At 68.0% G+C, this 19,888-nt stretch carries 21 protein-coding genes and 1 tRNA gene; 12 read left to right on the top strand and 10 right to left on the bottom strand.

The genetic code is table 11. From position 1 onward, the window contains the following. Nucleotides 1-72 precede the first annotated feature (72 nt). The 3 genes from THIARS_RS12030 (at nucleotide 73) to THIARS_RS12020 (ending at nucleotide 2,409) form a co-directional block, all read left to right on the top strand. Nucleotides 73-549, top strand: a complete 477-nt coding sequence (locus tag THIARS_RS12030; RefSeq protein ID WP_342747756.1) for an NfeD family protein — start codon at nucleotides 73-75, stop codon at nucleotides 547-549. A gap of 68 nt (nucleotides 550-617) precedes the next feature. Next, complete coding sequence (locus THIARS_RS12025) at nucleotides 618-1,523, top strand: SPFH domain-containing protein (RefSeq protein WP_094161146.1); 906 nt, start codon at nucleotides 618-620, stop codon at nucleotides 1,521-1,523. 22 nt (nucleotides 1,524-1,545) lie between these two features. Further along, nucleotides 1,546-2,409 (top strand): ferritin-like domain-containing protein, encoded by an 864-nt coding sequence (locus THIARS_RS12020; protein WP_094161145.1) that lies wholly within the window; start codon nucleotides 1,546-1,548, stop codon nucleotides 2,407-2,409. Between the two features lie 28 nt (nucleotides 2,410-2,437). On the opposite strand, the gene THIARS_RS12015 is transcribed toward THIARS_RS12020, so the two are convergent. From THIARS_RS12015 to THIARS_RS11995, 5 genes are all read right to left on the bottom strand, one after another. After that, on the bottom strand, nucleotides 2,438-3,538 hold the full coding sequence (locus THIARS_RS12015) for an MBL fold metallo-hydrolase (protein ID WP_094161144.1): 1,101 nt from the start codon (nucleotides 3,536-3,538) through the stop codon (nucleotides 2,438-2,440). A 52-nt stretch (nucleotides 3,539-3,590) separates the two neighbouring features. Next, the gene (locus tag THIARS_RS12010; RefSeq protein WP_094161143.1) at nucleotides 3,591-3,854 is read right to left on the bottom strand and encodes a DUF4404 family protein; all 264 of its coding nucleotides are present in this window, start codon (nucleotides 3,852-3,854) and stop codon (nucleotides 3,591-3,593) included. Between the two features lie 52 nt (nucleotides 3,855-3,906). Continuing rightward, nucleotides 3,907-4,989 carry an ACR3 family arsenite efflux transporter gene (arsB, locus tag THIARS_RS12005; RefSeq protein ID WP_094161142.1) on the bottom strand — a complete coding sequence of 361 codons (1,083 nt, stop codon included), beginning with the start codon at nucleotides 4,987-4,989 and terminating at the stop codon, nucleotides 3,907-3,909. Nucleotide 4,990: 1 nt separating this feature from the next. Continuing rightward, on the bottom strand, nucleotides 4,991-5,548 hold the full coding sequence (locus THIARS_RS12000) for an arsenate reductase ArsC (RefSeq protein ID WP_094161141.1): 558 nt from the start codon (nucleotides 5,546-5,548) through the stop codon (nucleotides 4,991-4,993). 63 nt (nucleotides 5,549-5,611) lie between these two features. After that, nucleotides 5,612-5,974, bottom strand: a complete 363-nt coding sequence (locus THIARS_RS11995) for an ArsR/SmtB family transcription factor (protein WP_094161140.1) — start codon at nucleotides 5,972-5,974, stop codon at nucleotides 5,612-5,614. Between the two features lie 169 nt (nucleotides 5,975-6,143). Here THIARS_RS11995 and THIARS_RS11990 point away from each other — a divergent pair, with 169 nt between their 5' ends. Beyond that, the gene (locus tag THIARS_RS11990; protein ID WP_094161139.1) at nucleotides 6,144-6,788 is read left to right on the top strand and encodes a LysE family translocator; all 645 of its coding nucleotides are present in this window, start codon (nucleotides 6,144-6,146) and stop codon (nucleotides 6,786-6,788) included. A 221-nt stretch (nucleotides 6,789-7,009) separates the two neighbouring features. Here the strand turns inward: THIARS_RS11990 and THIARS_RS11985 are convergent. Continuing rightward, nucleotides 7,010-7,086: transfer RNA gene (locus THIARS_RS11985), tRNA-Pro, on the bottom strand. Between the two features lie 195 nt (nucleotides 7,087-7,281). Between THIARS_RS11985 and THIARS_RS11980 the strand changes: the two genes are divergently transcribed. Together THIARS_RS11980 and THIARS_RS11975 are read left to right on the top strand one after the other, a co-directional pair. After that, entirely contained in the window at nucleotides 7,282-8,295 is a 1,014-nt protein-coding gene (locus THIARS_RS11980) for a 2-oxoadipate dioxygenase/decarboxylase family protein (RefSeq protein ID WP_245845903.1), read from the top strand. Beyond that, entirely contained in the window at nucleotides 8,292-8,831 is a 540-nt protein-coding gene (locus tag THIARS_RS11975; protein ID WP_094161138.1) for a disulfide bond formation protein B, read from the top strand. The genes THIARS_RS11980 and THIARS_RS11975 overlap by 4 nt, the downstream gene beginning before the upstream one ends. Here THIARS_RS11975 and rfbD read toward each other — a convergent pair. Both rfbD and rfbB read right to left on the bottom strand, forming a co-directional pair. Further along, nucleotides 8,819-9,757, bottom strand: coding sequence for a dTDP-4-dehydrorhamnose reductase (rfbD, locus tag THIARS_RS11970; protein WP_094161137.1), 939 nt, complete (start codon nucleotides 9,755-9,757; stop codon nucleotides 8,819-8,821). The genes THIARS_RS11975 and rfbD overlap by 13 nt on opposite strands. Beyond that, entirely contained in the window at nucleotides 9,754-10,845 is a 1,092-nt protein-coding gene (gene rfbB / locus THIARS_RS11965; RefSeq protein ID WP_094161136.1) for a dTDP-glucose 4,6-dehydratase, read from the bottom strand. The genes rfbD and rfbB overlap by 4 nt, the downstream gene beginning before the upstream one ends. A gap of 155 nt (nucleotides 10,846-11,000) precedes the next feature. Between rfbB and THIARS_RS11960 the strand changes: the two genes are divergently transcribed. From THIARS_RS11960 to THIARS_RS11945, 4 genes are all read left to right on the top strand, one after another. Continuing rightward, nucleotides 11,001-12,254: a DUF4010 domain-containing protein gene (locus THIARS_RS11960; protein ID WP_094161135.1), complete on the top strand. Its 1,254-nt coding sequence runs from the start codon at nucleotides 11,001-11,003 to the stop codon at nucleotides 12,252-12,254. Between the two features lie 153 nt (nucleotides 12,255-12,407). Continuing rightward, on the top strand, nucleotides 12,408-13,916 hold the full coding sequence (locus tag THIARS_RS11955) for a glucose-6-phosphate isomerase (RefSeq protein ID WP_094161134.1): 1,509 nt from the start codon (nucleotides 12,408-12,410) through the stop codon (nucleotides 13,914-13,916). Beyond that, nucleotides 13,913-15,433, top strand: a complete 1,521-nt coding sequence (lysS, locus tag THIARS_RS11950; RefSeq protein ID WP_094161133.1) for a lysine--tRNA ligase — start codon at nucleotides 13,913-13,915, stop codon at nucleotides 15,431-15,433. The genes THIARS_RS11955 and lysS overlap by 4 nt, the downstream gene beginning before the upstream one ends. Nucleotides 15,434-15,461: 28 nt before the next feature. Beyond that, complete coding sequence (locus THIARS_RS11945) at nucleotides 15,462-16,235, top strand: spermine/spermidine synthase domain-containing protein (protein WP_094161132.1); 774 nt, start codon at nucleotides 15,462-15,464, stop codon at nucleotides 16,233-16,235. A 17-nt stretch (nucleotides 16,236-16,252) separates the two neighbouring features. Here THIARS_RS11945 and THIARS_RS11940 read toward each other — a convergent pair whose 3' ends face one another. Continuing rightward, entirely contained in the window at nucleotides 16,253-16,492 is a 240-nt protein-coding gene (locus THIARS_RS11940) for an HP1242/YdcH family protein (protein WP_094161131.1), read from the bottom strand. A 202-nt stretch (nucleotides 16,493-16,694) separates the two neighbouring features. Between THIARS_RS11940 and THIARS_RS11935 the strand changes: the two genes are divergently transcribed. After that, on the top strand, nucleotides 16,695-17,183 hold the full coding sequence (locus tag THIARS_RS11935; protein WP_094161130.1) for a SixA phosphatase family protein: 489 nt from the start codon (nucleotides 16,695-16,697) through the stop codon (nucleotides 17,181-17,183). A gap of 301 nt (nucleotides 17,184-17,484) precedes the next feature. Next, complete coding sequence (locus THIARS_RS11930) at nucleotides 17,485-18,249, top strand: GNAT family N-acetyltransferase (RefSeq protein WP_245845989.1); 765 nt, start codon at nucleotides 17,485-17,487, stop codon at nucleotides 18,247-18,249. A gap of 42 nt (nucleotides 18,250-18,291) precedes the next feature. On the opposite strand, the gene ppx is transcribed toward THIARS_RS11930, so the two are convergent. After that, nucleotides 18,292-19,818, bottom strand: coding sequence for an exopolyphosphatase (gene ppx, locus THIARS_RS11925; protein WP_094161129.1), 1,527 nt, complete (start codon nucleotides 19,816-19,818; stop codon nucleotides 18,292-18,294). Between the last annotated feature and the right edge of the window lie 70 nt (nucleotides 19,819-19,888).

The following is a 19,888-nucleotide window of genomic DNA, read 5'->3' as shown; positions in this document are numbered from 1 at the left end:
TCTGGCGTGATAGAAGGGCGAAGTGTAGAAAAATCCGGTGAACGCAGCGAGAAACGGTTGGAGACGACGATCATGATGAGCACCCCGATTCAATGGTGGATCGCCGCTGCCGTGCTGGTGGCGCTTGAACTCACCAGCGGCAGCTTCTACCTGCTGATGCTCGCCGTGGGTGCCGCGGCCGGCGCGCTGGCGGCCCACCTGGGGCTGGACACTCCTGTTCAATGGGTCGTCGCGGCAGTGTTCGGCGCCGGTCCGGTGTATGTCTTGTACACCCTGCGCAAGAAGCGCGTCAGGCCCGCCCCGGGCGCCAACCGCGACATCAACCTGGACATCGGCTCCACCGTGCAGGTCGCCACATGGGACGCCAACGGCGAGGCGCGCGTGCACTACCGCGGCGCCGATTGGGCCGCCCGCTTCGGCGGCAAGGGCCAGGCGCAGCCGGGCCAGCACCGCATCAAGGCCATGGACGGAAACACCCTGGTCCTCGAACCCGTGCCGAGCGCGCATGGCAACGCCGCCCAGGCACAATCCAACACGCCTGCCGCTTGACCCCCGGTACGCGCCCGCCGCGTGTCGCGGCGGGCGCCCCTCTCGATTTGCGCATTCGGAGAACATCCATGGAACTCGCCCTCATCCTGGCCATCATCGCCATCATCATCGCGTCGCGCGGCGTGAAGGTGGTCCCGCAGCAGCATGCCTGGGTGGTGGAGCGCCTGGGCAAGTACGACCGCACCCTGGCGCCAGGCCTGAGCTTCATCGTGCCTTTCGTCGATCGCGTGGCCTACAAGCACATGCAGAAGGAGGTGCCGCTGGACATCGCCAGCCAGGTCTGCATCACGCGCGACAACACCCAGCTCACGGTCGACGGCATTCTGTACTTCCAGGTCACCGATCCGATGCGCGCCAGCTATGGCTCATCGAACTACCTGCTGGCCATTTCGCAACTGGCGCAAACCACGCTGCGCTCGGTCATCGGCAAGCTCGAACTCGACAAGACCTTCGAGGAGCGCGACTACATCAACCACAGCGTGGTGTCGGCGCTCGACGAAGCGGCCATGACCTGGGGCGTCAAGGTGCTGCGCTACGAGATCAAGGACCTCACCCCGCCAGCCGAGATCCTGCACGCCATGCAGCGGCAGATCACGGCCGAGCGCGAGAAGCGCGCCGTCATCGCCACCTCGGAAGGCGCGCGCCAGCAGCAGATCAACATCGCCGAGGGCGAACGCCAGGCCTTCATCGCCCGCTCCGAGGGCGAGCGTCAGGCCGCCATCAACACCGCGCAGGGCGAGGCCGCCGCCATCGAGGCCGTGGCCAATGCCACCGCGCATGCGCTCGAGGTGGTGGCCGCCGCCATCGGCAAGCCGGGCGGCACGGAAGCGGTGCAACTCAAGGTCGCCCAGCAGGCCCTCGACGCCTACGCCAACCTCGCCAAGGCCAGCACCACCCTGGTCGTGCCGGGCGACATGAGCCAGGCTGCCGGGCTCATCGCATCGGCCATGGCCGTGTTGAAAAAATCGCAGTGATTCAGCGGACCGACACCGCCTGATGAGCCCACCGCGCGCCGCGAGTACGCCTGCCTCCACGGCGGGCCTCCCGGTTTGCGCCTGCGCCCGCCGCCAGGCCCTGGCTGCGCTGGCGCTGGCCGACCCGGCCGTCAAGGTGCAGCGCACGCTGGCGCTGCACCGCGCCTTGCGTGCGGGCGACCTGCTCATCGACCCCGCAGCCGGCCTGCAGGCGGACGCAGCCGGCGCCCTCCTGCCGGGCCGCCCTGGCCGCCCCGAACTGCTGCCCCCCAACCGCATGGCCTGGCGCGACCCGCGCAGCCGCGAAGGCCGGGCCGCGCTGCTGCACGCCATCGCCCACATCGAGTTCAACGCCATCAACCTCGCGCTCGACGCCGTCTGGCGCTTCCCCGGCCTGCCCGCCGACTACTACCGCGACTGGCTGCGCGTGGCGGCCGAGGAGGCCGAGCACTTCACCCTGCTGCGCGAACACCTGCAAAGCCTGGGCGCGGACTATGGCGACTTCCCCGCCCACAACGGCCTGTGGGACATGGCCGAGAAAACCGCCGGCGACTGCCTCGCCCGCATGGCCCTCGTCCCCCGCACCCTGGAGGCGCGCGGCCTGGACGCCAACCCCGGCATCCGTGCCAAGCTTGCTGCGGCGGGCGACGCGCACGGCGCCGAGATCCTGGACCGCATCCTGGCCGATGAAATCGGCCATGTCGCCATTGGCAACCGCTGGTACCACTGGGCCTGCGCCCAGGTTAGCCGCGACCCGCGCACCGCCTATGACGCCATCGCCCGCGAATACGCCGCGCCGCGACTCAAGCCGCCGTTCAACCGCGAAGCGCGGCTGCAGGCGGGGTTTACGGCGGAAGAAATGGCGTGGCTGGAAGGCAAGACATAAGGTGTGAGGCCATGCCGCCTAGCCTGTCTCACAACCCCGCCGCGCTCGCGGCGACCTGCTCGAAATCCACCGTTTCTCCTGACGACCGCTCGACGACCCGGAAGCGTGCCCTGCCCTGGGCGTCGAACTCGCGGCGCAGGGCGCCGACGTGCCACAGGCGGTGGGCATGCGCGATGGCCTCGCCAAGGGCGAAACCGAGTTGGTGCGCATCGAGTTCGCGCCGGAACAGCACGGGGATGAGGTCGGCCGCCGTGCAGGCCTGCCCCTGGCAGGCCTGCAGCACGCGGGCGAGTCGCTCGGCGTGATGGATGCGCAAGCGCCGCACCCGGGCGTGCGCGCCGGTGAACGGCAAACCATGCGAGGGCAGCACGCGCATGCCCGCTGGCAGCGCGGTGAAGCGCGCGAGGGCGCGCAGGTAACGGCCCAACGCGTCGGCCTCCGGTTCGATGGGAAAGACCGAGACATTGGTGGAAATGCGCGGCAACAGCAAATCTCCCGCGATGAGCAGGCCGCGCGCCTCGCACCACAGCGAGGCATGCTCGGGCGAGTGGCCGCCGCCTTCGATGATCTGCCAGTTGTCGCGCCCGACGCGCAGCAGCTGGCCGTGCACCAGCCGCTGGTAGGCGTGCGGCACCGAGGGCACCATGCGGGCATAGAAATTGCCGCGGCCGGCCAGCTCCTGCAAGTGGGCGGGATCGGCGCCGTGCAGGCGGTAGTGCGCGAGCATGGACGCGGTATCGGTGGGCGGCAGTCCGGCGGACAGCAGCCGGGCGCTGAGGTATTCGCCCTGGGTCATGCACAGGGGTGCGTCCCAGCGGTGGCACAGCCAGTCGGCCAGGCCGATGTGGTCCGGGTGCATGTGGGTGCAGACGACACGGGTGATGGGCCGTCCCCGCAGTCCCTCGGCGAAGATCCGTTCCCAGGCTTCGCGCGTGGCGTCGGTGTGCAGCCCGCAGTCCACCACGGTCCAGCCCCGGCCGTCTTCCAGCAGCCAGAGGTTGATGTGGTCCAGCGCCAGCGGCATGGGCATGCGCAGCCAGTACACGCCGGCCGCCACTTCATGCAGCTGTCCGGGCGCGGGGGGATTCTCGCCGGCGAAGTATGCCGGCTCGTGCGCAGCCTCGATCATGGGAGAACACTTGCAGGCCGCGCCGGCGTGGCGCGGCCGCAGCGTGAAGCGCTCAGGCGCCGATGCCCTCGAGCAGGGTGCCGAGTTCGCGCAGGACCAGGGCGACGGTGGGATGCCGCTCGGCGAAGCGCAGCGACAGTTCGCGCGCCCGCTCGACGAGGCCGGTCTCGGCCTGCGGCGGTTGGCCGTCGATCAGACGATGAATATCGGCGTCCAGTGCCGCCAAGTCGGACTTGAGCTGGTCGTCCAGCGGCGCGCCCGACTCCAGCGCGGCGCGCAGCCGGTCCAGGCTTTGTTTGACGGATTGGTGATCCACGGGCTGTCCTCTCGATGTCTGTGCACACCGCTATGGTAGACCGCCCCGGGTATCAGGCCGATCGCCTGGACCCGGCCTCGTACCATGCCTGCGAAGCACTGACCACGCGCACCACGACGAGCATGATCGGCACCTCGATCAGCACGCCGACCACCGTGGCCAAAGCCGCGCCCGACTGCAGACCGAACAGGCTGATCGCCGCCGCCACCGCCAGCTCGAAGAAGTTGGACGCGCCGATGAGCGCCGAAGGACAGGCCACCGCGTGCGACTCGCCGAGCGCGCGGTTGGCCAGGTAGGCCAGGCCGGCATTGAACACCACCTGCACCAGGATCGGCACGGCCAGCAACACGATGACCAGCGGCTGGGCCAGGATCTGCGGGCCCTGGAACGCGAACAGCAGCACCAGGGTGGCCAGCAGCGCGACCATCGACGCTCGGCCGAGCGCGTGCATGGCGGCCTCGAACGTGCCCGCGCCGCGCGCCAGCAGCACGCGGCGCAAGACCTGGCCGATGGCCACCGGAACGAGCAGGTAGATCACCACGGAAATGACCAGGGTGGACCAGGGCACGGTAATGGCCGACAAGCCCAGCAGCAGACCGACGATGGGGGCGAAGGCGAACACCATGATGGTGTCGTTCAGCGCCACCTGCGACAGCGTGAACAGCGCGTCGCCGCCGGTGAGCCGGCTCCACACGAACACCATGGCCGTGCAAGGCGCGGCGGCGAGCAGGATGAGCCCGGCGACATAGCTGTCGAGCTGGCCGGCCGGCAGCCACGGCGCGAACAGCACGCGAATGAACAGCCAGGCGAAAAAGGCCATGGAGAACGGCTTGACCAGCCAGTTCACCACCAGCGTCACGCCGATGCCGCGCACATGTTGGCGCAACCGATGCAGGGCCGAGAAGTCGACCTTGGCCAGCATGGGGATGATCATCACCCAGATGAGCAGCGCCACCGGCAGATTCACCTGCGCCAGCTCCAGCGCCGCCAGCTTGGCGAAGGTGCCGGGCGCAAGCCGCCCCAGCCCGATACCCGCCAGGATGGACAGCGCCACCCACAGCGTGAGATAGCGCTCGAACACCGACATCGGCGCACCCGCGGCGCGCGCGGCCGTGACTTCACACTGAGCGCTCATCTCATGCTCCCGCGGCGTGACTTGCGGGCTGGGCGCCGGCCAGCCCTTGGAGCGTGGCGTCGGCGCGTTGCGGAATGGCGGCGAGTTCCTGACGGGTGCGCGCGGCGTCGAGCTTGTCCAGCGGCAGCGCGAGAAACAGCTCGATGCGGCGCCGCAGCGCGGTGTAGGCATCGCGGAAGGCGCGGCGCTTCTGCACGTCGCTGCCGTCGACCGCCGCTGGGTCGGGCACGCCCCAGTGCGCGGTGGTCGGATGGCCGAGCCACACCGGACAGGCCTCGCCGGCGGCGGCATCGCAGACCGTGAAAATGAAATGCATCTCGGGCGCCCCCGGCGCGGCGAATTCGTCCCAGCTCTTGCTGCGCAAACCTGCGGTCGGCCAGCCGTTGCCGTCAATCAGCTCGAGGGCGTAGGGGTTGACGCGACCGGCGGGATGGCTGCCGGCCGAGTAGGCGGCAAATCGACCGCCCGACAAGGCATTGAGCGTGGCCTCGGCCAGCACGCTGCGGGCCGAGTTGCCGGTGCACAGAAACAAGACGTTGCGGGAGTGGGGTTTGTTCATCGTGGTTCTCATCAGGTTTGATTCGGGTTCGGAACCTGGCCTTGCGCCGCGCCAGCCTCAGGTTCAGCCTTGGCCGCGCGTGGCTGTCGATGTCTGCGGCGGCGCGTCACGCTGCGCCGCCCCGGGCGCACAGGCCTGGGGATTGCTGCCGCAGCAGTTCTCGCCCAGGTAGTCGCGCAGGGCGTGCATGCGGTCGAATCGCGCCACATAGCGCACGAACCGGCCTTCGGGCAGCACCTGCACCAGGTTGGCATGCGCCAGGGTGCGCAGGTGGAAGGAGGTCTTGTTCATCGCCAAGCCGGCGCTGGAGGCCAGCGCCCCCACGGTCATGCCCTGCTCGCCGGCCTGCACCAGCAAGCGGAACAAGGCCAGCCTGGCCTCCTGGGCCAATGCGGCAAGTGCTGTGACGGCGTCGTCGCTATTCATTACGATAGTCCAAGTAATGTTGGAATGATAAGCGCATGCGTTGACTTCTGCATGCCCCTTGCCGCTGAGGTCGCAACAGGCCTGCGTGATGGCACACGAACGCCAGATCTCGACACGGCGAACCCAGATCCCGCGTGGCATACTGAACCATCTCAACGCAAGATCCACCATGAACCCCCATACCTGGCTGCTCTACGTCGTCACCGTCGGCGTGATTTCCGCCATTCCCGGCCCCAATATGCTGCTCGTGATGAGCCACGGCGCGCGCCATGGCTGGCGCCGCTCCACCGCGACCATGGCCGGCTGCCTGTCAGCGCTGCTGGTGATGATCTCGATCTCGGCCGCAGGCCTGGGCGTGTTCCTGCAAGCCTGGCCGCGCCTGTTCGACACATTGCGTCTGATCGGCGCCGCCTACCTCATCTATCTTGGCATCAAGACCTGGCGGGCGGCTTCGCACGCCACAACCCTGGCCGAACCGGCTCCCGAGGCGGATGGCGATGCCCATCGCCTACACACGCCGGCGGCGCTGTTCCGCAACGGTTTTCTGGTGGCCAGCAGCAACCCCAAGGCCATCCTGTTCGCCGCGGCACTCCTGCCGCAATTCATGAGCCCCACAGCCCACTGGCTGCTGCAATTCGTCGTTCTCGTCGGCACCTTCGCGACCATCGAGGTCAGCTGGTATTTCATCTACGCCGGCTTCGGCGCGCGCCTGGGCACGATGCTGCGCGGGGCGAAAGTGGCGCGCGTGTTCCATCGCCTGACCGGCGGCATTTTCGTGGGGTTCGGCGCCGCGATGGCGGCCTTCCACAACTGAGTGCGCGATGCCGCATGGCGACCCGGTTCACCACCTGTGGCCTGCAGCTGGCGCCATCTTGGTCGGGCAGGCTTCATGCGGCGCTTCGACCCGAGACATGCATACCCAGCCGACCGAGCCGCGGCGTCTTGCGCGGGAGCACCGGCTTCATGGCTGCGCAGGGCAGAAACAAGGACACCGCCAGGTGGCGGTGTCTTGGCTGTCGTGACTTGATGAACTCTTGGTCGGGGCGAGAGGATTCGAACCTCCGACCCTCTGCTCCCAAAGCAGATGCGCTACCAGGCTGCGCTACGCCCCGAACCTGGTTATTTTACCGGGAGTGCCTGGGTCAGCCTGGAAGCCAGGCTGCGTCACGTCTTGCAACGAGCCCGCAGCCCGTTGCCATCTAAGATGAAACGCAGCTGCTGACGGCAGTCCCGAAGATGCGTCCCGCTTTATCCTCGGGTTTCCACGACCGAACAGCCGGGGATCGGCACCAACACGCAGCCCATTCATGCTACCGCCCAGCTTCCATGCCCTGACCCGATCCGCGCTCACGCAAGACGACATGGCGCTGCTCGAGGTCGTCGCGCCGCCTTCCGTCTTGCATGGCCTGTGCCCGGAATCCGCCGAGGCCGTCGTTTCACGCGCGCAACTCGCCGCAGCCCTGACCCTGGTGCTTTTCGCCCGCCTGGTACGCGAGGTGCCTGAAGCGCAGCGTTACGTGAAGGCGGCTCGCGCGCGCGGAGAAACCATCACTTTCGACCATGGGGCCGTGCGCACCGTCCTGGCACGCTCATGTGGCGCGCTCCCCTGCGGAGAAGCCTCCATCACCCGCATCCTGCGTCCCTTGGGCTACGCCATGAGCGGTCTTTACCCGCTCGAACGCCTGGGCATGACGGGACGCTCCTATCTGCATGCCGACGCGCCGCAGGATATCCCGCAGTTCTTCCTGAGCGAGTTGCATCCGGAGCGGTTCTCGGTTCGTTTCCAACACGCGGTGCGCGAGGTGCTCGCCACCTCGCGCGATCCGCTCGACGAGAATGCGAAACAAGCATTGGACTGTCTCGAGCGCGACCACGCCGTGCCATGGACGACGGCATGCAACTTGCTGCCCGGCCTCGCGGCCTGTTTCGCCCGCCAGCACGATCTGCCCAGCGAGGATGTCTATGAAACATTGCGCGCGGAGTCGGCCGAGATGGCCTGGATCTGCACCGAGGGGCAAACCTTCAACCACGCCACCGACCGTGTGGCCGACGTGGAAGCGCTTGCAGCGCGGCTCAGGGCCGAGGGCTACAGCGTCAAGGACCGCGTCGAAGTCTCGCAGTCGGGCCGCGTGCGCCAGACCGCGCTGCGTGCCGCACTGGTCCGGCGCGCGCTCGGCGGCGCCGCGCCGCGCGAGGTGCCGGGTTCGTTCTTCGAATTCATCAGCCGGTCCGCGCGGCCTGGGACCTCCTTGCCTGCCGGCATGGACATGGGCTTCGACACCAGCAACGCCACTGGCATTTTCAAGATGACCGCACGATGAAACCATCCCGAGCAAATCCGACCCAGCTCCCGGTAACGCTTCCCCTGCTGGCCGCGCTGATCTGCGTCCTCATCCTGGCCGGCGCGCTCTGGCAGCAGCACCTGGGTTTTGCACCCTGCCCGCTCTGCATCCTGCAGCGCATCGCCTACCTGGCCGTGCTGTTCCTCGCGCTGGCTGCCGCCATCCTGTCGCGCCGCCGTGCCGTCGCCGCGGCCAGAGGTGCCGCCGTACTCGCCGTGCTGGCCTGCATGGCCGGCTTCGGCGTCGCGGCAAAGCACGTCTGGCTGGTCTGGCACCCCGGCCAGACTTGCGGGCTCGACCCCCTGGCCGTGACCATCAACCACTGGGCCATCAGCCAGTGGCTGCCCTGGATGTTCCGCGCCGACGGCTTCTGCGCCGATACGCCCTATCTGCTAGGCCAGTCTCTCCCGCTATGGTCGGCGCTGGGCTTCTTGCTGCTCGCCGCCTTGCTCGTGATCGCCATTCTGGGAACGCCTCGTGCGCGCGATCGCAACATGGCCATTCAGTCCGATTGAAGCACTTCGGCCAGCATGCGCTCGACCTGAATCGGCCATGCCGGCAAGGTGATGCCGAGCGCGGCCTGGATTCGAGCGCAGTCGAGCCTGGAACTGGCCGGACGCGGCGCCGGCAAGGGATAGTCGACGGTCGCAATGGGCTGCACGGCTTCGGTGGCGCAACGCAGGGCTGCGCCCAGCGCGCGCGCCCGTTCCAGAACGAAACAGGCGTAGCCATGCCAGGACGTGCTCTCCGTGGCGGTCAGGTGGAACAGGCCTGATGCGCCCGCCGCCGCGGCGGCGAAGTCCGCGTCTTGACGCAGGCGGTGCAGCGCCAGCGCCGTGACGTCGGCGATGAGTTCGGCGCTGGTCGGTGCGCCCACCTGGTCGGACACCACGCGCAGGCTGTCGCGCTCGCGCGCCAGGCGCAGCATGGTCTTGGCGAAGTTGCCGCCACGCGCGGCGAACACCCAGGAGGTGCGGAACGTGAAGTGCCGGCAGCCGCTGCGCGCGATGGCCTGCTCGCCTTCCAGCTTGGTGCGGCCGTAGACGCTCTGCGGGGCCGGCGTGTCGCGCTCGGTGTAGGGCTGGTCCTTGCGCCCGTCGAACACGTAATCGGTGGAATAGTGGACGAGGAAAGCGCCCTGCGCGGCGGCGTAGTCGGCCAGCACCGCAGGCGCCTCGGCGTTCACGCGCATGGCGGCTTCCGGCTCGCTTTCGGCCTTGTCCACGGCGGTGTAGGCGGCGGCGTTGACCACGATGTCGGGCCGCTCGCGGTCGAGCAGGGCGCGCAGCGCGGCGAGATCGTTCAGATCGGCCCGGGCGCGGCCGCAGGCCTGCAGCATGCCCAGCGGCAGGAGGGCGCGGCGCAGTTCCCAGCCCAACTGGCCGTCGGCACCGAGCAGGAGGATGCGCGGCGGCGCCGGGAGTGGCCGTGCGTCGCTCATGTCGCGGCTCCAGGCGCCTGGAGCCTGCCGCCCGCGCCATATTGCTTGCCGACCCATTCCCGGTACGCGCCGCTGGTGACGTGCCGCACCCAGTCGGCGTGGTCCAGATACCACCGCACGGTCTTGCGCAGGCCCGTGGCGAAGGTTTCCTGCGGCGCCCAGCCCAGTTCGCGTCCGATTTTCCTGGCGTCGATGGCGTAGCGGCGGTCGTGGCCGGGGCGATCGGGCACGAAGGCGATCTGCGCCGCATAGCTGCTCCCGTCGGCCTTGGGCACGAGTTCGTCGAGCAGGCCGCACAGGGTGTGCACCACGTCGAGGTTGCGCACCTCGTTGCAGCCGCCGACGTTGTAGGTCTCGCCCAGACGACCGTGCTGCAGCACCCTGGCGATGGCGCGGCAGTGGTCTTCCACATAGAGCCAGTCGCGCACGTTCTGCCCGTCGCCGTACACCGGCAAGGGCTTGGCCGCCAACGCGTTGTGGATCATCAGCGGAATGAGCTTCTCCGGGAACTGGAAGGGCCCGTAGTTGTTGGAACAGTTGGTGGTGAGCACCGGCAGGCCGTAGGTGTGGTGCCAGGCGCGCACGAGGTGGTCGGACGCGGCCTTGCTGGCGGCGTAGGGGCTGTTGGGCGCGTAGGGCGTGGTCTCGGAAAAGGCGGGGTCGGTTGGTCCGAGGCTGCCATAAACCTCGTCGGTGGAGACGTGCAGGAAACGGAACGCGGCCTGGTCGGCGGCGGGCAGGCCGCTCCAGTAGCCGCGCACGGCCTCGAGCAGTTCGAAGGTGCCCTGCACATTGGTGCGGATGAAATCGCCCGGACCGTGGATGGAGCGGTCGACATGGCTCTCGGCGGCGAAGTGCAGCACGGCGCGCGGGCGGTGCGCGGCGAGCAGCGCGGCCACGGCGCTGCGGTCGCCGATGTCGGCGTGCGCGAAGCCGTAGCGCGCGTCGGCCTGCACATCGGCCAGGCTCTCCAAGTTGCCGGCGTAGGTCAGGGCGTCCAGCACCAGCAGCGGCTCGTCGCTGCTGCGCAACCAGTGGTGCACGAAATTGGCGCCGATGAAGCCGGCTCCTCCGGTGATGATGAGCATGGGAACCTCGCAGATGGAAAGATGGCGCAGTGCGGCCGTCGCCGCGGCCCAGGGCTGGCCGGCCGATCGGGGGATTCTATGAAGGCGCGCGCCTGGCTCCTTCCGCGCGGTTGCGCCTGGCTTGAAAGCATGACCGCCTGGAGCACAATCGACGCATGGACAGCAGCGCATGGCAACTCTCGGGCTGGGCCGCGGCCATCGGCGCCGGGCTGCTCATCGGCATCGAGCGCGAACGCAGCCAGAACGCGGCGGAGCAAAGCCCGGCGGGCATGCGCAGTTTCCTGCTCGCGGCGCTGGCCGGCGCCACGGGCGGCACGCTGGGGCCCGTGGCCCTGGGCATCACGCTGATCGCCGTGGCGCTGCACAGCTACGCCGGCTACGTGCAGACGCGCGCCCAGGACCCGGGCCTGACCACCGAGCTGGCGCTGCTGCTGACCCTGCTGCTGGGCGCGCTGGCGATGCAAGCTCCAGCGCTTGCCGCCGGGCTCGCGGTGCTGGTGTCCCTGATCCTGTGGGCCAAACCCCAGTTGCACGGCTTCGTCCGCAGCGTGCTGACCGAACCGGAAATCACGCATGGCCTGCTGCTGGCCGCGGCGGTGCTCGTGGTGCTGCCGCTGCTGCCGGATCGCCCGCTGCCCTGGCTGGCCGGGCTGAATCCGCATGCGCTTTGGCTGCTCGCGGTGTTGCTGATGCTGGTGCAGACCCTGGGGCATCTGGCCATGCGCAGGTTCGGCAGGTCGCGCGGGCTGGCCCTGGCAGGTCTGGCGGGAGGCTTCGTCTCCAGCACGGCCACCATCGCCGGCATGGCGCAGCGCGCCCGCGAACAGCCCGAGTTGCGCGCAGCCTGCCTTGGCGCCGCCCAGCTTTCCAACCTGGCCACGGTCATCGAACTGGCCGTGATCGTCGGCATCCTCGACGCCGGGCTGCTGGCCCTGTTCTGGCCGGCGCTGCTGGCCTATGGGACAGGAGCCGCCATCGCGGCGCTTTGGGCGCTGGGGTGGAAGATCCCCGAGGCCGGCGTCGGCGAGCAGGACGCATGGCTGTCGCAGCGCCCGTTCAATCCGCGCAGCGCCCTGCTGTTCGCCCTGCTGCTGTCCTTGCTTCTGCTGCTGGCCGGGCAAGCCATCGCTGTGCTCGGGGCGCAGGGCATGGTGCTTGCCGTGGGCCTGGCCGGCTTCGCCGACGCGCATGCGGCGTCGGCCTCGGCGGCCCAGCTCGCCACGAGCGGCCTGCTGTCGGGCCATCAGGCCCTCGTCGCCATGGCGGCCGCGGTCAGTTGCAACGCCGTGAGCAAAGTTTTCGCCGCATTCCTCGGCGACGGCGGCGCTTTCGGCTGGACCGTGGCGATTTCGCAGGCTGGCCTGCTCGCCCTGCTCTGGCTGGGTGTGCTCGTGCAGCTGCCGCTCTAAGAGATTTCCCCGACGCTGGGTCGATAGAATCGAACGGCTTGATCCAGAACGCGCGGCTGGGCAAGGCGCCTGCGCCATCCTGCCGCAAACCATCGACCCAGCCCATCGCCACGCGTGGGGTAAGCACAGGCGTTCTCGAACGCCCCTGACAATATGCCATTGCCCGCCACCATCGACACCTCAGGTCTGCGCCTGGAATTCACCCGCCACGGGGCTCAAGCTCTGGCCACGGCGGCCACCACCCTGACGGCGCTCCCGTATAGCCCGACCGATCTCGTCAGCAACACCGTCCTCAACGGCAGCGAGGGTCGGCCTGCATGGCATCTGCTCTCGCGCCTGGGCTCCAAAGGCGGCGATGCCGCAGCACAGGCCGCGGCCGACTTCCTGCATGCCGAGCATGCGCGCATGGCCGATTGGGCCGAGCGCCTGATCGCCGACGCCGGGAACGAACCGCTCGACATCATCCACCTCGGCGCCGGCGGTTCCGAAACCCCGATGCGGGCACTGTTCACCGCCTTCATGGTGCTGCAGTCTCCGCGCTGCCGCATCCACTGGGTGGCGAATCTCGACGGCGCCACGCTGGACGCCGCGCTGGCCGCCGCCAACCCGGCCCGCACCTGGGTGCTGATCAACAGCAAATCCTTCCGTACGCAGGAAGTCATGCGCAATGCCGCCGAGGTCGTACGCTGGCTCGCGGGCCACCTGGGCGCGCAGGCCGCGCGCAGCCGCCTGGTGGCACTGACGTCGAACGCCGACCTGGCACAGGAACGCTTCGGCATGCCGGCCGAGCAGGTGTTTCGCGCCCTCCCCGAAATCGGCGGGCGCTTCTCGGTCTGGAGCGCGCATGGGCTCGTTTTGCTGCTGGCTTTCGGGCGGGAAACCGTGGAACAGCTGCATGCCGGCGCCCGCGCGATGGACCAGCATTTCCTGACCACGCCGCTGAACCAAAGCGCGCCGGGCCTGCTCGCGGGGCTGTCGCATGCGTATCGCGTGCGCTTCGGCCTGCCCCTGCTGTCCATCGGGCTGTACGGCGACGCGTTCTCGCACATGCCGCTGTACTTGCAGCAACTGCTGATGGAGTCGCTGGGCAAGTCCACCAGCGCCGACGGGCTGCTGCCGGTGCATGTCAGCGGCCCGGCGGTCATCAGCGGCGTGGGCACGCCGGCGCAGCACACCTACTTCCAACTCCTGCACCAGGCGGCGGTGCCGGTGTTCCATGAAATCGTCGCCGTGGTGCGACCCTGGCATGCGCGCCTGCCGGAGCATCTGGCCCTGCTGGCCAACGCCCTGGGCCAGGCCGACGCGCTGTGGAATGGCAAGGACGCATCGAGCTGGCAAACCGAGCTGATGGCCCAGGGCATGGCGCCCGAAGCGGCCGCGCGCGCCGCGCGGCACCGCGCCTGCCCGGGAGGCAGACCATCCACCTTCATCTGGATGGACCAACTCTCACCCTACCACCTCGGCGCTTTGCTAGCGCTCTATGAACACCGCACGGTGGTGGAGGGCTGGCTGTACGGCATCAACCCCTTCGACCAATGGGGCGTCGAACTCGGCAAGACCCTGGCGGCGCGCATCGAACATGCCCTGCTGGCGCGGGACGCCCAAGGATTGAGCGCGGAAACCGGGGCCTCGCTGCACTATCTACGAGAACAATACGCATGACTTCCAATCAGAACGACAGTGCGGCCGACGCGAGTCAGGCCGGACACGGCACCCTCCTGGCCGAACGGCGGCAGAAGCTCGCGGCGCTGCGTACCCAGGGCCCCGCCTACCCGAACGACTTCAAGCCGGACGCGCAAGCGGCCGACCTGCATGCCGAGTACGGCGCGATGGACGCCGAAACCCTGCTAGCCCAGGCCGTGCGGGTCAAGATCGCCGGGCGCCTGATGCTCAAGCGCGTGATGGGCAAGGCCAGCTTCGGCACCCTGCAGGACGGCAGCGGCCGCATGCAGATCTACGTCACCAACGACCACGCCGGGGAGGCCGGCCACGCGGCGTTCAAGCATTTCGACCTGGGCGACATCCTCGGCTGCGAGGGGCTGCTGTTCAAGACCCGCACCGGCGAACTCACCGTGCAGGCCGGCAGCGTGCGCCTGCTGGCGAAGAACCTGCAACCCCTGCCGGACAAGTTCCACGGCCTGGAGGACGTCGAAACCCGCTACCGCCAACGTTATGTCGATCTCGTGGTGACACCCGAGTCGCGCCAGCGCTTCGTGCGACGCGGCCAGATCGTCTCGGCGCTGCGCCACGCAATGGAAGAAGCCGGTTTCGTCGAGGTGGAAACGCCCATGCTGCATCCGATTCCGGGCGGGGCCAACGCCAAACCCTTCGCCACCCATCACAACGCGCTGGACCAGCAGATGTTCCTGCGCATCGCCCCCGAGCTCTACCTCAAACGTCTGCTGGTCGGCGGCTTCGAGCGCGTGTTCGAGATCAACCGCAACTTCCGCAACGAAGGCATCTCGGTGCGCCACAACCCCGAGTTCACCATGATGGAGTTCTATGCGGCCTACTGGAACCACCGCGACGTGATGGACTTCACCGAAACCCTGATCCGCCAGGCCGCCATTCGCGCCTGCGGCACGGCCCATGTGTCTTACCAGGGGCGCACGGTGGATCTGGAATCCCCTTTCGCCCGCCTGAGCGTGCGCGGCGCCCTGGTGGCCCATGCCGGTCTGAATCCCGCCGAAGCCTGCGACCCGGCCGTCTTGCGCGCACGCCTGCGCTCCGCCGGCGAGCCCGCGCCCGCGCACTGGACCCTGGCCGAACTGCAGTTCGGCCTGTTCGAAGCTGTCGTCGAGGAGCAGCTCTGGAACCCCACCTACATCACCGACTATCCGGTCGAAGTCTCGCCGCTGGCGCGCGCCAGCGATGCCGACCCCAGCATCACCGAACGCTTCGAGTTGTTCGCCACCGGGCGCGAGATCGCCAACGGCTTTTCCGAACTCAACGACCCCGAAGACCAGGCCGCGCGCTTCGCCGCCCAGGCGGCGAACAAGGACGCAGGCGACGAGGAGGCCATGTACTTTGACGCCGACTACATCCGCGCGCTGGAAGTGGGCATGCCGCCCGCCGGGGGCTGCGGCATCGGCATCGACCGCCTGGTCATGCTGCTGACCGACGCGCCGAGCATTCGCGACGTGATCCTGTTCCCCGCGCTGCGCCGCGTGGCGGAATGACGTCGGCGAATCCACCGATCACACCGCCATGAAGCGCTCGCGCCAACCCTCCGGCAAACCCTTCATCTGCCAGGATCGCGGCGAGGTTTCCCTGCACTTCGGCATGGCCACCGTGCAAAGCCGCATGCGCGTGAGCGCGCCAAACAAGCTGGTGCTGGACTACACGCGCAGCATGATGGCCTTCCTCCTGCTCAAGCCCGAACCGCAACACATCGTGATGCTGGGTCTCGGCGGAGGCTCGCTGGCGAAATACTGCCACGAGCACCTGCCGGACGCGCGCTTCACCGCGCTCGAAATCAGCCCCGAGGTCATCGCCATGCGCGAGCTGTTCGCCATTCCCGCCGATGACGCGCGCCTGCAGGTTCTGTGCGTCGACGGCGCGGCCTGGTTGCGCGACAACCCATCCTGCTGCGACGTGCTCTTGCTCGACGGCTTCGACGCCGGAGGTCTGCCCCCGCAGCTCTGCAGCCAGGGCTTCTACGACGATTGCGCGGCGGCCCTGGCACCCGGGGGCGTGCTGGCATCCAACATCTGGGCCCGCGACAGCTTGCGCGACACCATCGTGGAACGCCTGCGCCGCAGTTTCGGCGACGCCGTGCTCACCATCCTGGCCGAAGATGGCGAGAACACCATCGCCCTGGCCTGCAAGGAGGCGAACCTGCCCTCGGCATCGCTGCTGCGCGAACGGGCGCGGCGCCTGAGCGCGCAGCATCCGGTCGACCTGGAGTCCAGTGCAAGCAAATTGGCGCTGGCCCTGGCGGATGGAGCCATCCCCGACCGGCTCCAGATGCTCGAGTCCTGATTCCCGCCGCGCCGTCCTCAATGCGCCCGCAGCAAAGCGACGATCTCGTCCTTGATGCCCAGGCGATCATGGCGCAAGGCCTTGAGCCGGGTCTCGCTCGCAGGTTCCTTGCCCCGCTCGATGCGCACGATCTCAGCGCTAACCACATCGAAACGCTCGCAAAGCGCGTTGAAATGCCCGTTACTCTCCCGCAAGGCGACGATTGCCTGCGCTTCCTCGGGAAATTCCCGCAGCAAATCGTGATGATCCATCCACATGGTCAGGCTCCACAATGCTGAAATGCTGATGACTGCACCATAGCAGCGCGGAAGGCGCGGTACGTGTATCGATCAGGCCTTGGCGTCGCGCCGAGGACGACCCTCTGCATCACACTGTCATCACGGTCCGCTAAATTCCAGCCTCCGCCCGCGGAATAGAATTGAGCGTGGCGGCCACTCCTCAACCGGGACCCATGCCGTCATGAGTACACCACTGCATGTGATTTTCTGGCGCCACGCCGAGGCCGAAGATGTCGAAGCCAATGCAGGTACCGCGGCAGACCTGCGACGCGCCCTGACTCGCCAGGGACGACGCGACGCCAGCCGTATCGCCGCCTGGATCAAGGCGCATGTGCCAAAACCCTGGGTGGTCTGCGCCAGTCCGGCACTGCGCGCGCAGCAAACCGCCATGGCCCTGGTGGACTACCCGATGGAAGACGCGCGCCTGGGCCCCGAGCGCGGCGTGGACGACCTCATGGCCGTGATCGCCGACCACCAGGACAGCCACAGCGCCCTGGTGCTGTGCGGCCATCAACCCACCATGGGCAGCGCCGCCCTGCGCTGGCTGGCAGGATGCGACGGCCCGTTCAGCCTGCGCAAAGGCGGCCTGATCTGGGTGGCGGAGCGCCAGCGCGAAGGCAGCACCACCCGCATCCTGCGCGCCTGCGTCAGCGCCGAACTGCTGGATTAATGGCAGGTCGCCCAGAACCCGAAGGAACTGCACCTGGAGGGCGTGGCGTTCCCAGAACGCCAGCATCGGTCGCGGCAAAATTCTGAAACCGTTCCGGCCCAAAGGCGGCGCCGAGCCTTCGGCGCCTGCGCATGACATCCGGCTGAAACGTGTCATCACAATGACATGTGAATTTCATCGAACTGTCACGTCTCTTCCGTATCGTACGGGGAAGAATAGGAGCAAGCCGATGCAGGAACACGATGAACCCGGCCTGATGGCCCTGGCTCTTCACGAGCCGAATCTCACCCGCCTGGGTGCCATGCGCAGGGCCAATACGGAAGCCGCCGCAGCGGCGGACAGCAACGGCCTGAGCATCGCCTGGGCCCGCCACCCCCATCAGGTCCTCGAAGCGCAGCGGTTGCGCTGGAAAGTCTTTGCCGAGGAGCTCGGCGCCCGCATCAACACGCCGACGCCCGGCTATGACATCGACCTTTTCGACCCTTATTGCGACCACCTCCTGGTGCGCAACGCCGAAGGGCTGCTGGTCGGCACCTATCGCGTGCTGCCGCCGCATCAGGCCAAGCGCGTGGGCGGCCTGTACTCCGAAACCGAGTTCGACCTCACGCGCCTGGTACATCTGCGCCCGCGGCTGCTGGAACTCGGCCGTTCGTGCGTCCATCGCGACTATCGCAGCGGGGCCGTCATCATGGCGCTGTGGGCAGGCCTTGCCGACTACATGCAACGCAACAAGCTCGACGCCATGATCGGCTGCGCCAGCGTGTCTATGCGCGATGGCGGGCATTACGCCGCCAGCCTCTGGGCCAAGTTGCGCAAGACGCACCTCGCGCCGGTCGAAGACCACATGCAGCCCCGGCTTCCCTTGCCGGTGGAAAGTCTCAGGCAGGATCTTCCGGCCGAGGCCCCACCCCTGCTCAAGGGCTATCTACGCGTTGGCGCACGCATTTGCGGCGCGCCGGCATGGGATCCGGACTTCAACACCGCGGATTTCCCGCTGCTGATGCGCCTGGCCGATGTGAACTCCCGCTACGCGCGGCACTTCCTCAACATCTCCGCGACCGCCTAGGGCCTGTTCACGCCATTTCTGCGCCCGCGCCCGACCGACAGATCAGGCAACGGGCGCGGCCTGCAGGGTAAGTTGCACACCCGAGCGCTGCCATTCCGCGACTTCCTGCTCCAGGCTGAATTGCGTCAGCGGGGAACCTCGAAGCCATGTCGGATCAGCCAGCATGGTGACGCCTTGCAAGCCGGCTTTGCCGTTACCCGGCAGCAGGCGCAGACCATCGACGTTGACATCCCTGCGGTTGCGCGCCAGCAGCACGGCCAGACGCAAGGCCAGGACGGCCCGCAGATCGAGATTCAGTTCGTCCAGGCTGCCCAGCTTCTTGAGCTTGCCGCCATGACAAAGCACCATATCGGCCATGGACGCCTGCTCGCTGCGCGAAAAACCCGGCATGTCGGCATTGGCCACGATATAGGCCGAGTGCTTGTGATAGGCGCTATGGGAAATGGACAGCCCCACTTCATGCAATTGCGCCGCCCAGCGCAAGGTTTGTTGCTCGGCCGTGCCGGCCTGGGGATGCAACTGCAGGAACAGGGTCAGGGCCAGGGATTCGACGCGCGCCGCCTGCCTGGCGTCCACGCCGTAGCGCTGCATGAATTGCTGCACCGTGAGTTCGCGCATGTCGTGTTGCTGCTCGCGGCCGAGCAGGTCATAAAGGACGCCCAGACGCAGGCCGGCGTCGGTGGCTTCCATCTCCCGGATGCCGAGCTCCTCGAAAATCGCCAGCATGATGGCCAGCCCTCCCGCCGCAACCGGCACGCGGTCGGGCTTGAGTCCGGCCAGCTTGAGCGCCCCCAGATCGCCCGCCCGCGCATAGAGTTTGCGCAATTCGCGCAAGCCGATGCGCGTGATGCCCAGCGACTGCCCAGGGGGATTGAGCTGGTTGCCCGTCAGGATGTCGGCCAGCGCGCGCGCCGTGCCGCTCGATCCGACGGCGTTGGTCCAGCCGGCCTTGCGGAACTCGCGCGCGATGATCTGCACCTCGCGCCGCGCCGCGAGTTCGGCCGATTTCATGCGCTGCTCATCGACCAGGCCGCCCGGGAAGAAATCCCGGCTCATCGACACGCAGCCGATATAGAGGGATTCCATCATTCGCGGCTCATGCCCCTGGCCGATGATGAACTCGGTGGAGCCGCCGCCGATGTCCACCACGAGCCGGTTGCCCGCCGCCGGGGCCACGGAATGCGCGGCGCCGATGTAGACCAGACGCGCCTCCTCGCGCCCGGCAATGACCTCGATCGGAAACCCGAGCGCCTGCTGCGCGCGCTCCAGGAAGGCATGGGCATTTTTCGCCACGCGCACCGCATTGGTCGCGACGGCGCGCACGCGCTCGGGCTGGAACTGCCGCAGGCGCTCGCCGAAACGCGCCAGCGTGGCCAGCGCGCGCTGCTGCGACTCCTCGGTCAGGTTTTTGTTGGCATCCAGCCCCGCGCCAAGGCGCACGGGCTCGCGCAAGGAATCCAGAGGATAGATTTGCGCGCCATGAGGGTGCTCGGCCGCCTTGCCCACCAGCATGCGAAAGCTGTTGGAGCCCAGATCGACCGCGGCCAGATGTTGGATGCTCAGGGACATGAAAGGAATTGGAACGCGCAAAGATGACAGTGGCTTGAATCTGTCACAAGGTTTTCACACAAAGATGACA

This window comes from Thiomonas delicata (assembly GCF_900088825.1).
Lineage (GTDB): Bacteria > Pseudomonadota > Gammaproteobacteria > Burkholderiales > Burkholderiaceae_C > Thiomonas_A > Thiomonas_A delicata.
This window is presented reverse-complemented; position numbering and strand designations above follow the sequence as displayed.

Bases quoted from the DNA above. Each gene is read 5' to 3' on its own strand.
- THIARS_RS12030 (WP_342747756.1), top strand. From the start codon at position 73: ATGATGAGCACCCCGATTCAATGGTGGATCGCCGCTGCCGTGCTGGTG.
- THIARS_RS12025 (WP_094161146.1), top strand. From the start codon at position 618: ATGGAACTCGCCCTCATCCTGGCCATCATCGCCATCATCATCGCGTCG.
- THIARS_RS12020 (WP_094161145.1), top strand. From the start codon at position 1,546: ATGAGCCCACCGCGCGCCGCGAGTACGCCTGCCTCCACGGCGGGCCTC.
- THIARS_RS12015 (WP_094161144.1), bottom strand. From the start codon at position 3,538: ATGATCGAGGCTGCGCACGAGCCGGCATACTTCGCCGGCGAGAATCCC.
- arsB (WP_094161142.1), bottom strand. From the start codon at position 4,989: ATGAGCGCTCAGTGTGAAGTCACGGCCGCGCGCGCCGCGGGTGCGCCG.
- THIARS_RS12000 (WP_094161141.1), bottom strand. From the start codon at position 5,548: ATGAACAAACCCCACTCCCGCAACGTCTTGTTTCTGTGCACCGGCAAC.
- THIARS_RS11995 (WP_094161140.1), bottom strand. From the start codon at position 5,974: ATGAATAGCGACGACGCCGTCACAGCACTTGCCGCATTGGCCCAGGAG.
- THIARS_RS11990 (WP_094161139.1), top strand. From the start codon at position 6,144: ATGAACCCCCATACCTGGCTGCTCTACGTCGTCACCGTCGGCGTGATT.
- THIARS_RS11980 (WP_245845903.1), top strand. From the start codon at position 7,282: ATGCTACCGCCCAGCTTCCATGCCCTGACCCGATCCGCGCTCACGCAA.
- THIARS_RS11975 (WP_094161138.1), top strand. From the start codon at position 8,292: ATGAAACCATCCCGAGCAAATCCGACCCAGCTCCCGGTAACGCTTCCC.
- rfbD (WP_094161137.1), bottom strand. From the start codon at position 9,757: ATGAGCGACGCACGGCCACTCCCGGCGCCGCCGCGCATCCTCCTGCTC.
- rfbB (WP_094161136.1), bottom strand. From the start codon at position 10,845: ATGCTCATCATCACCGGAGGAGCCGGCTTCATCGGCGCCAATTTCGTG.
- THIARS_RS11960 (WP_094161135.1), top strand. From the start codon at position 11,001: ATGGACAGCAGCGCATGGCAACTCTCGGGCTGGGCCGCGGCCATCGGC.
- THIARS_RS11955 (WP_094161134.1), top strand. From the start codon at position 12,408: ATGCCATTGCCCGCCACCATCGACACCTCAGGTCTGCGCCTGGAATTC.
- lysS (WP_094161133.1), top strand. From the start codon at position 13,913: ATGACTTCCAATCAGAACGACAGTGCGGCCGACGCGAGTCAGGCCGGA.
- THIARS_RS11945 (WP_094161132.1), top strand. From the start codon at position 15,462: ATGAAGCGCTCGCGCCAACCCTCCGGCAAACCCTTCATCTGCCAGGAT.
- THIARS_RS11940 (WP_094161131.1), bottom strand. From the start codon at position 16,492: ATGTGGATGGATCATCACGATTTGCTGCGGGAATTTCCCGAGGAAGCG.
- THIARS_RS11935 (WP_094161130.1), top strand. From the start codon at position 16,695: ATGAGTACACCACTGCATGTGATTTTCTGGCGCCACGCCGAGGCCGAA.
- THIARS_RS11930 (WP_245845989.1), top strand. From the start codon at position 17,485: ATGCGCAGGGCCAATACGGAAGCCGCCGCAGCGGCGGACAGCAACGGC.
- ppx (WP_094161129.1), bottom strand. From the start codon at position 19,818: ATGTCCCTGAGCATCCAACATCTGGCCGCGGTCGATCTGGGCTCCAAC.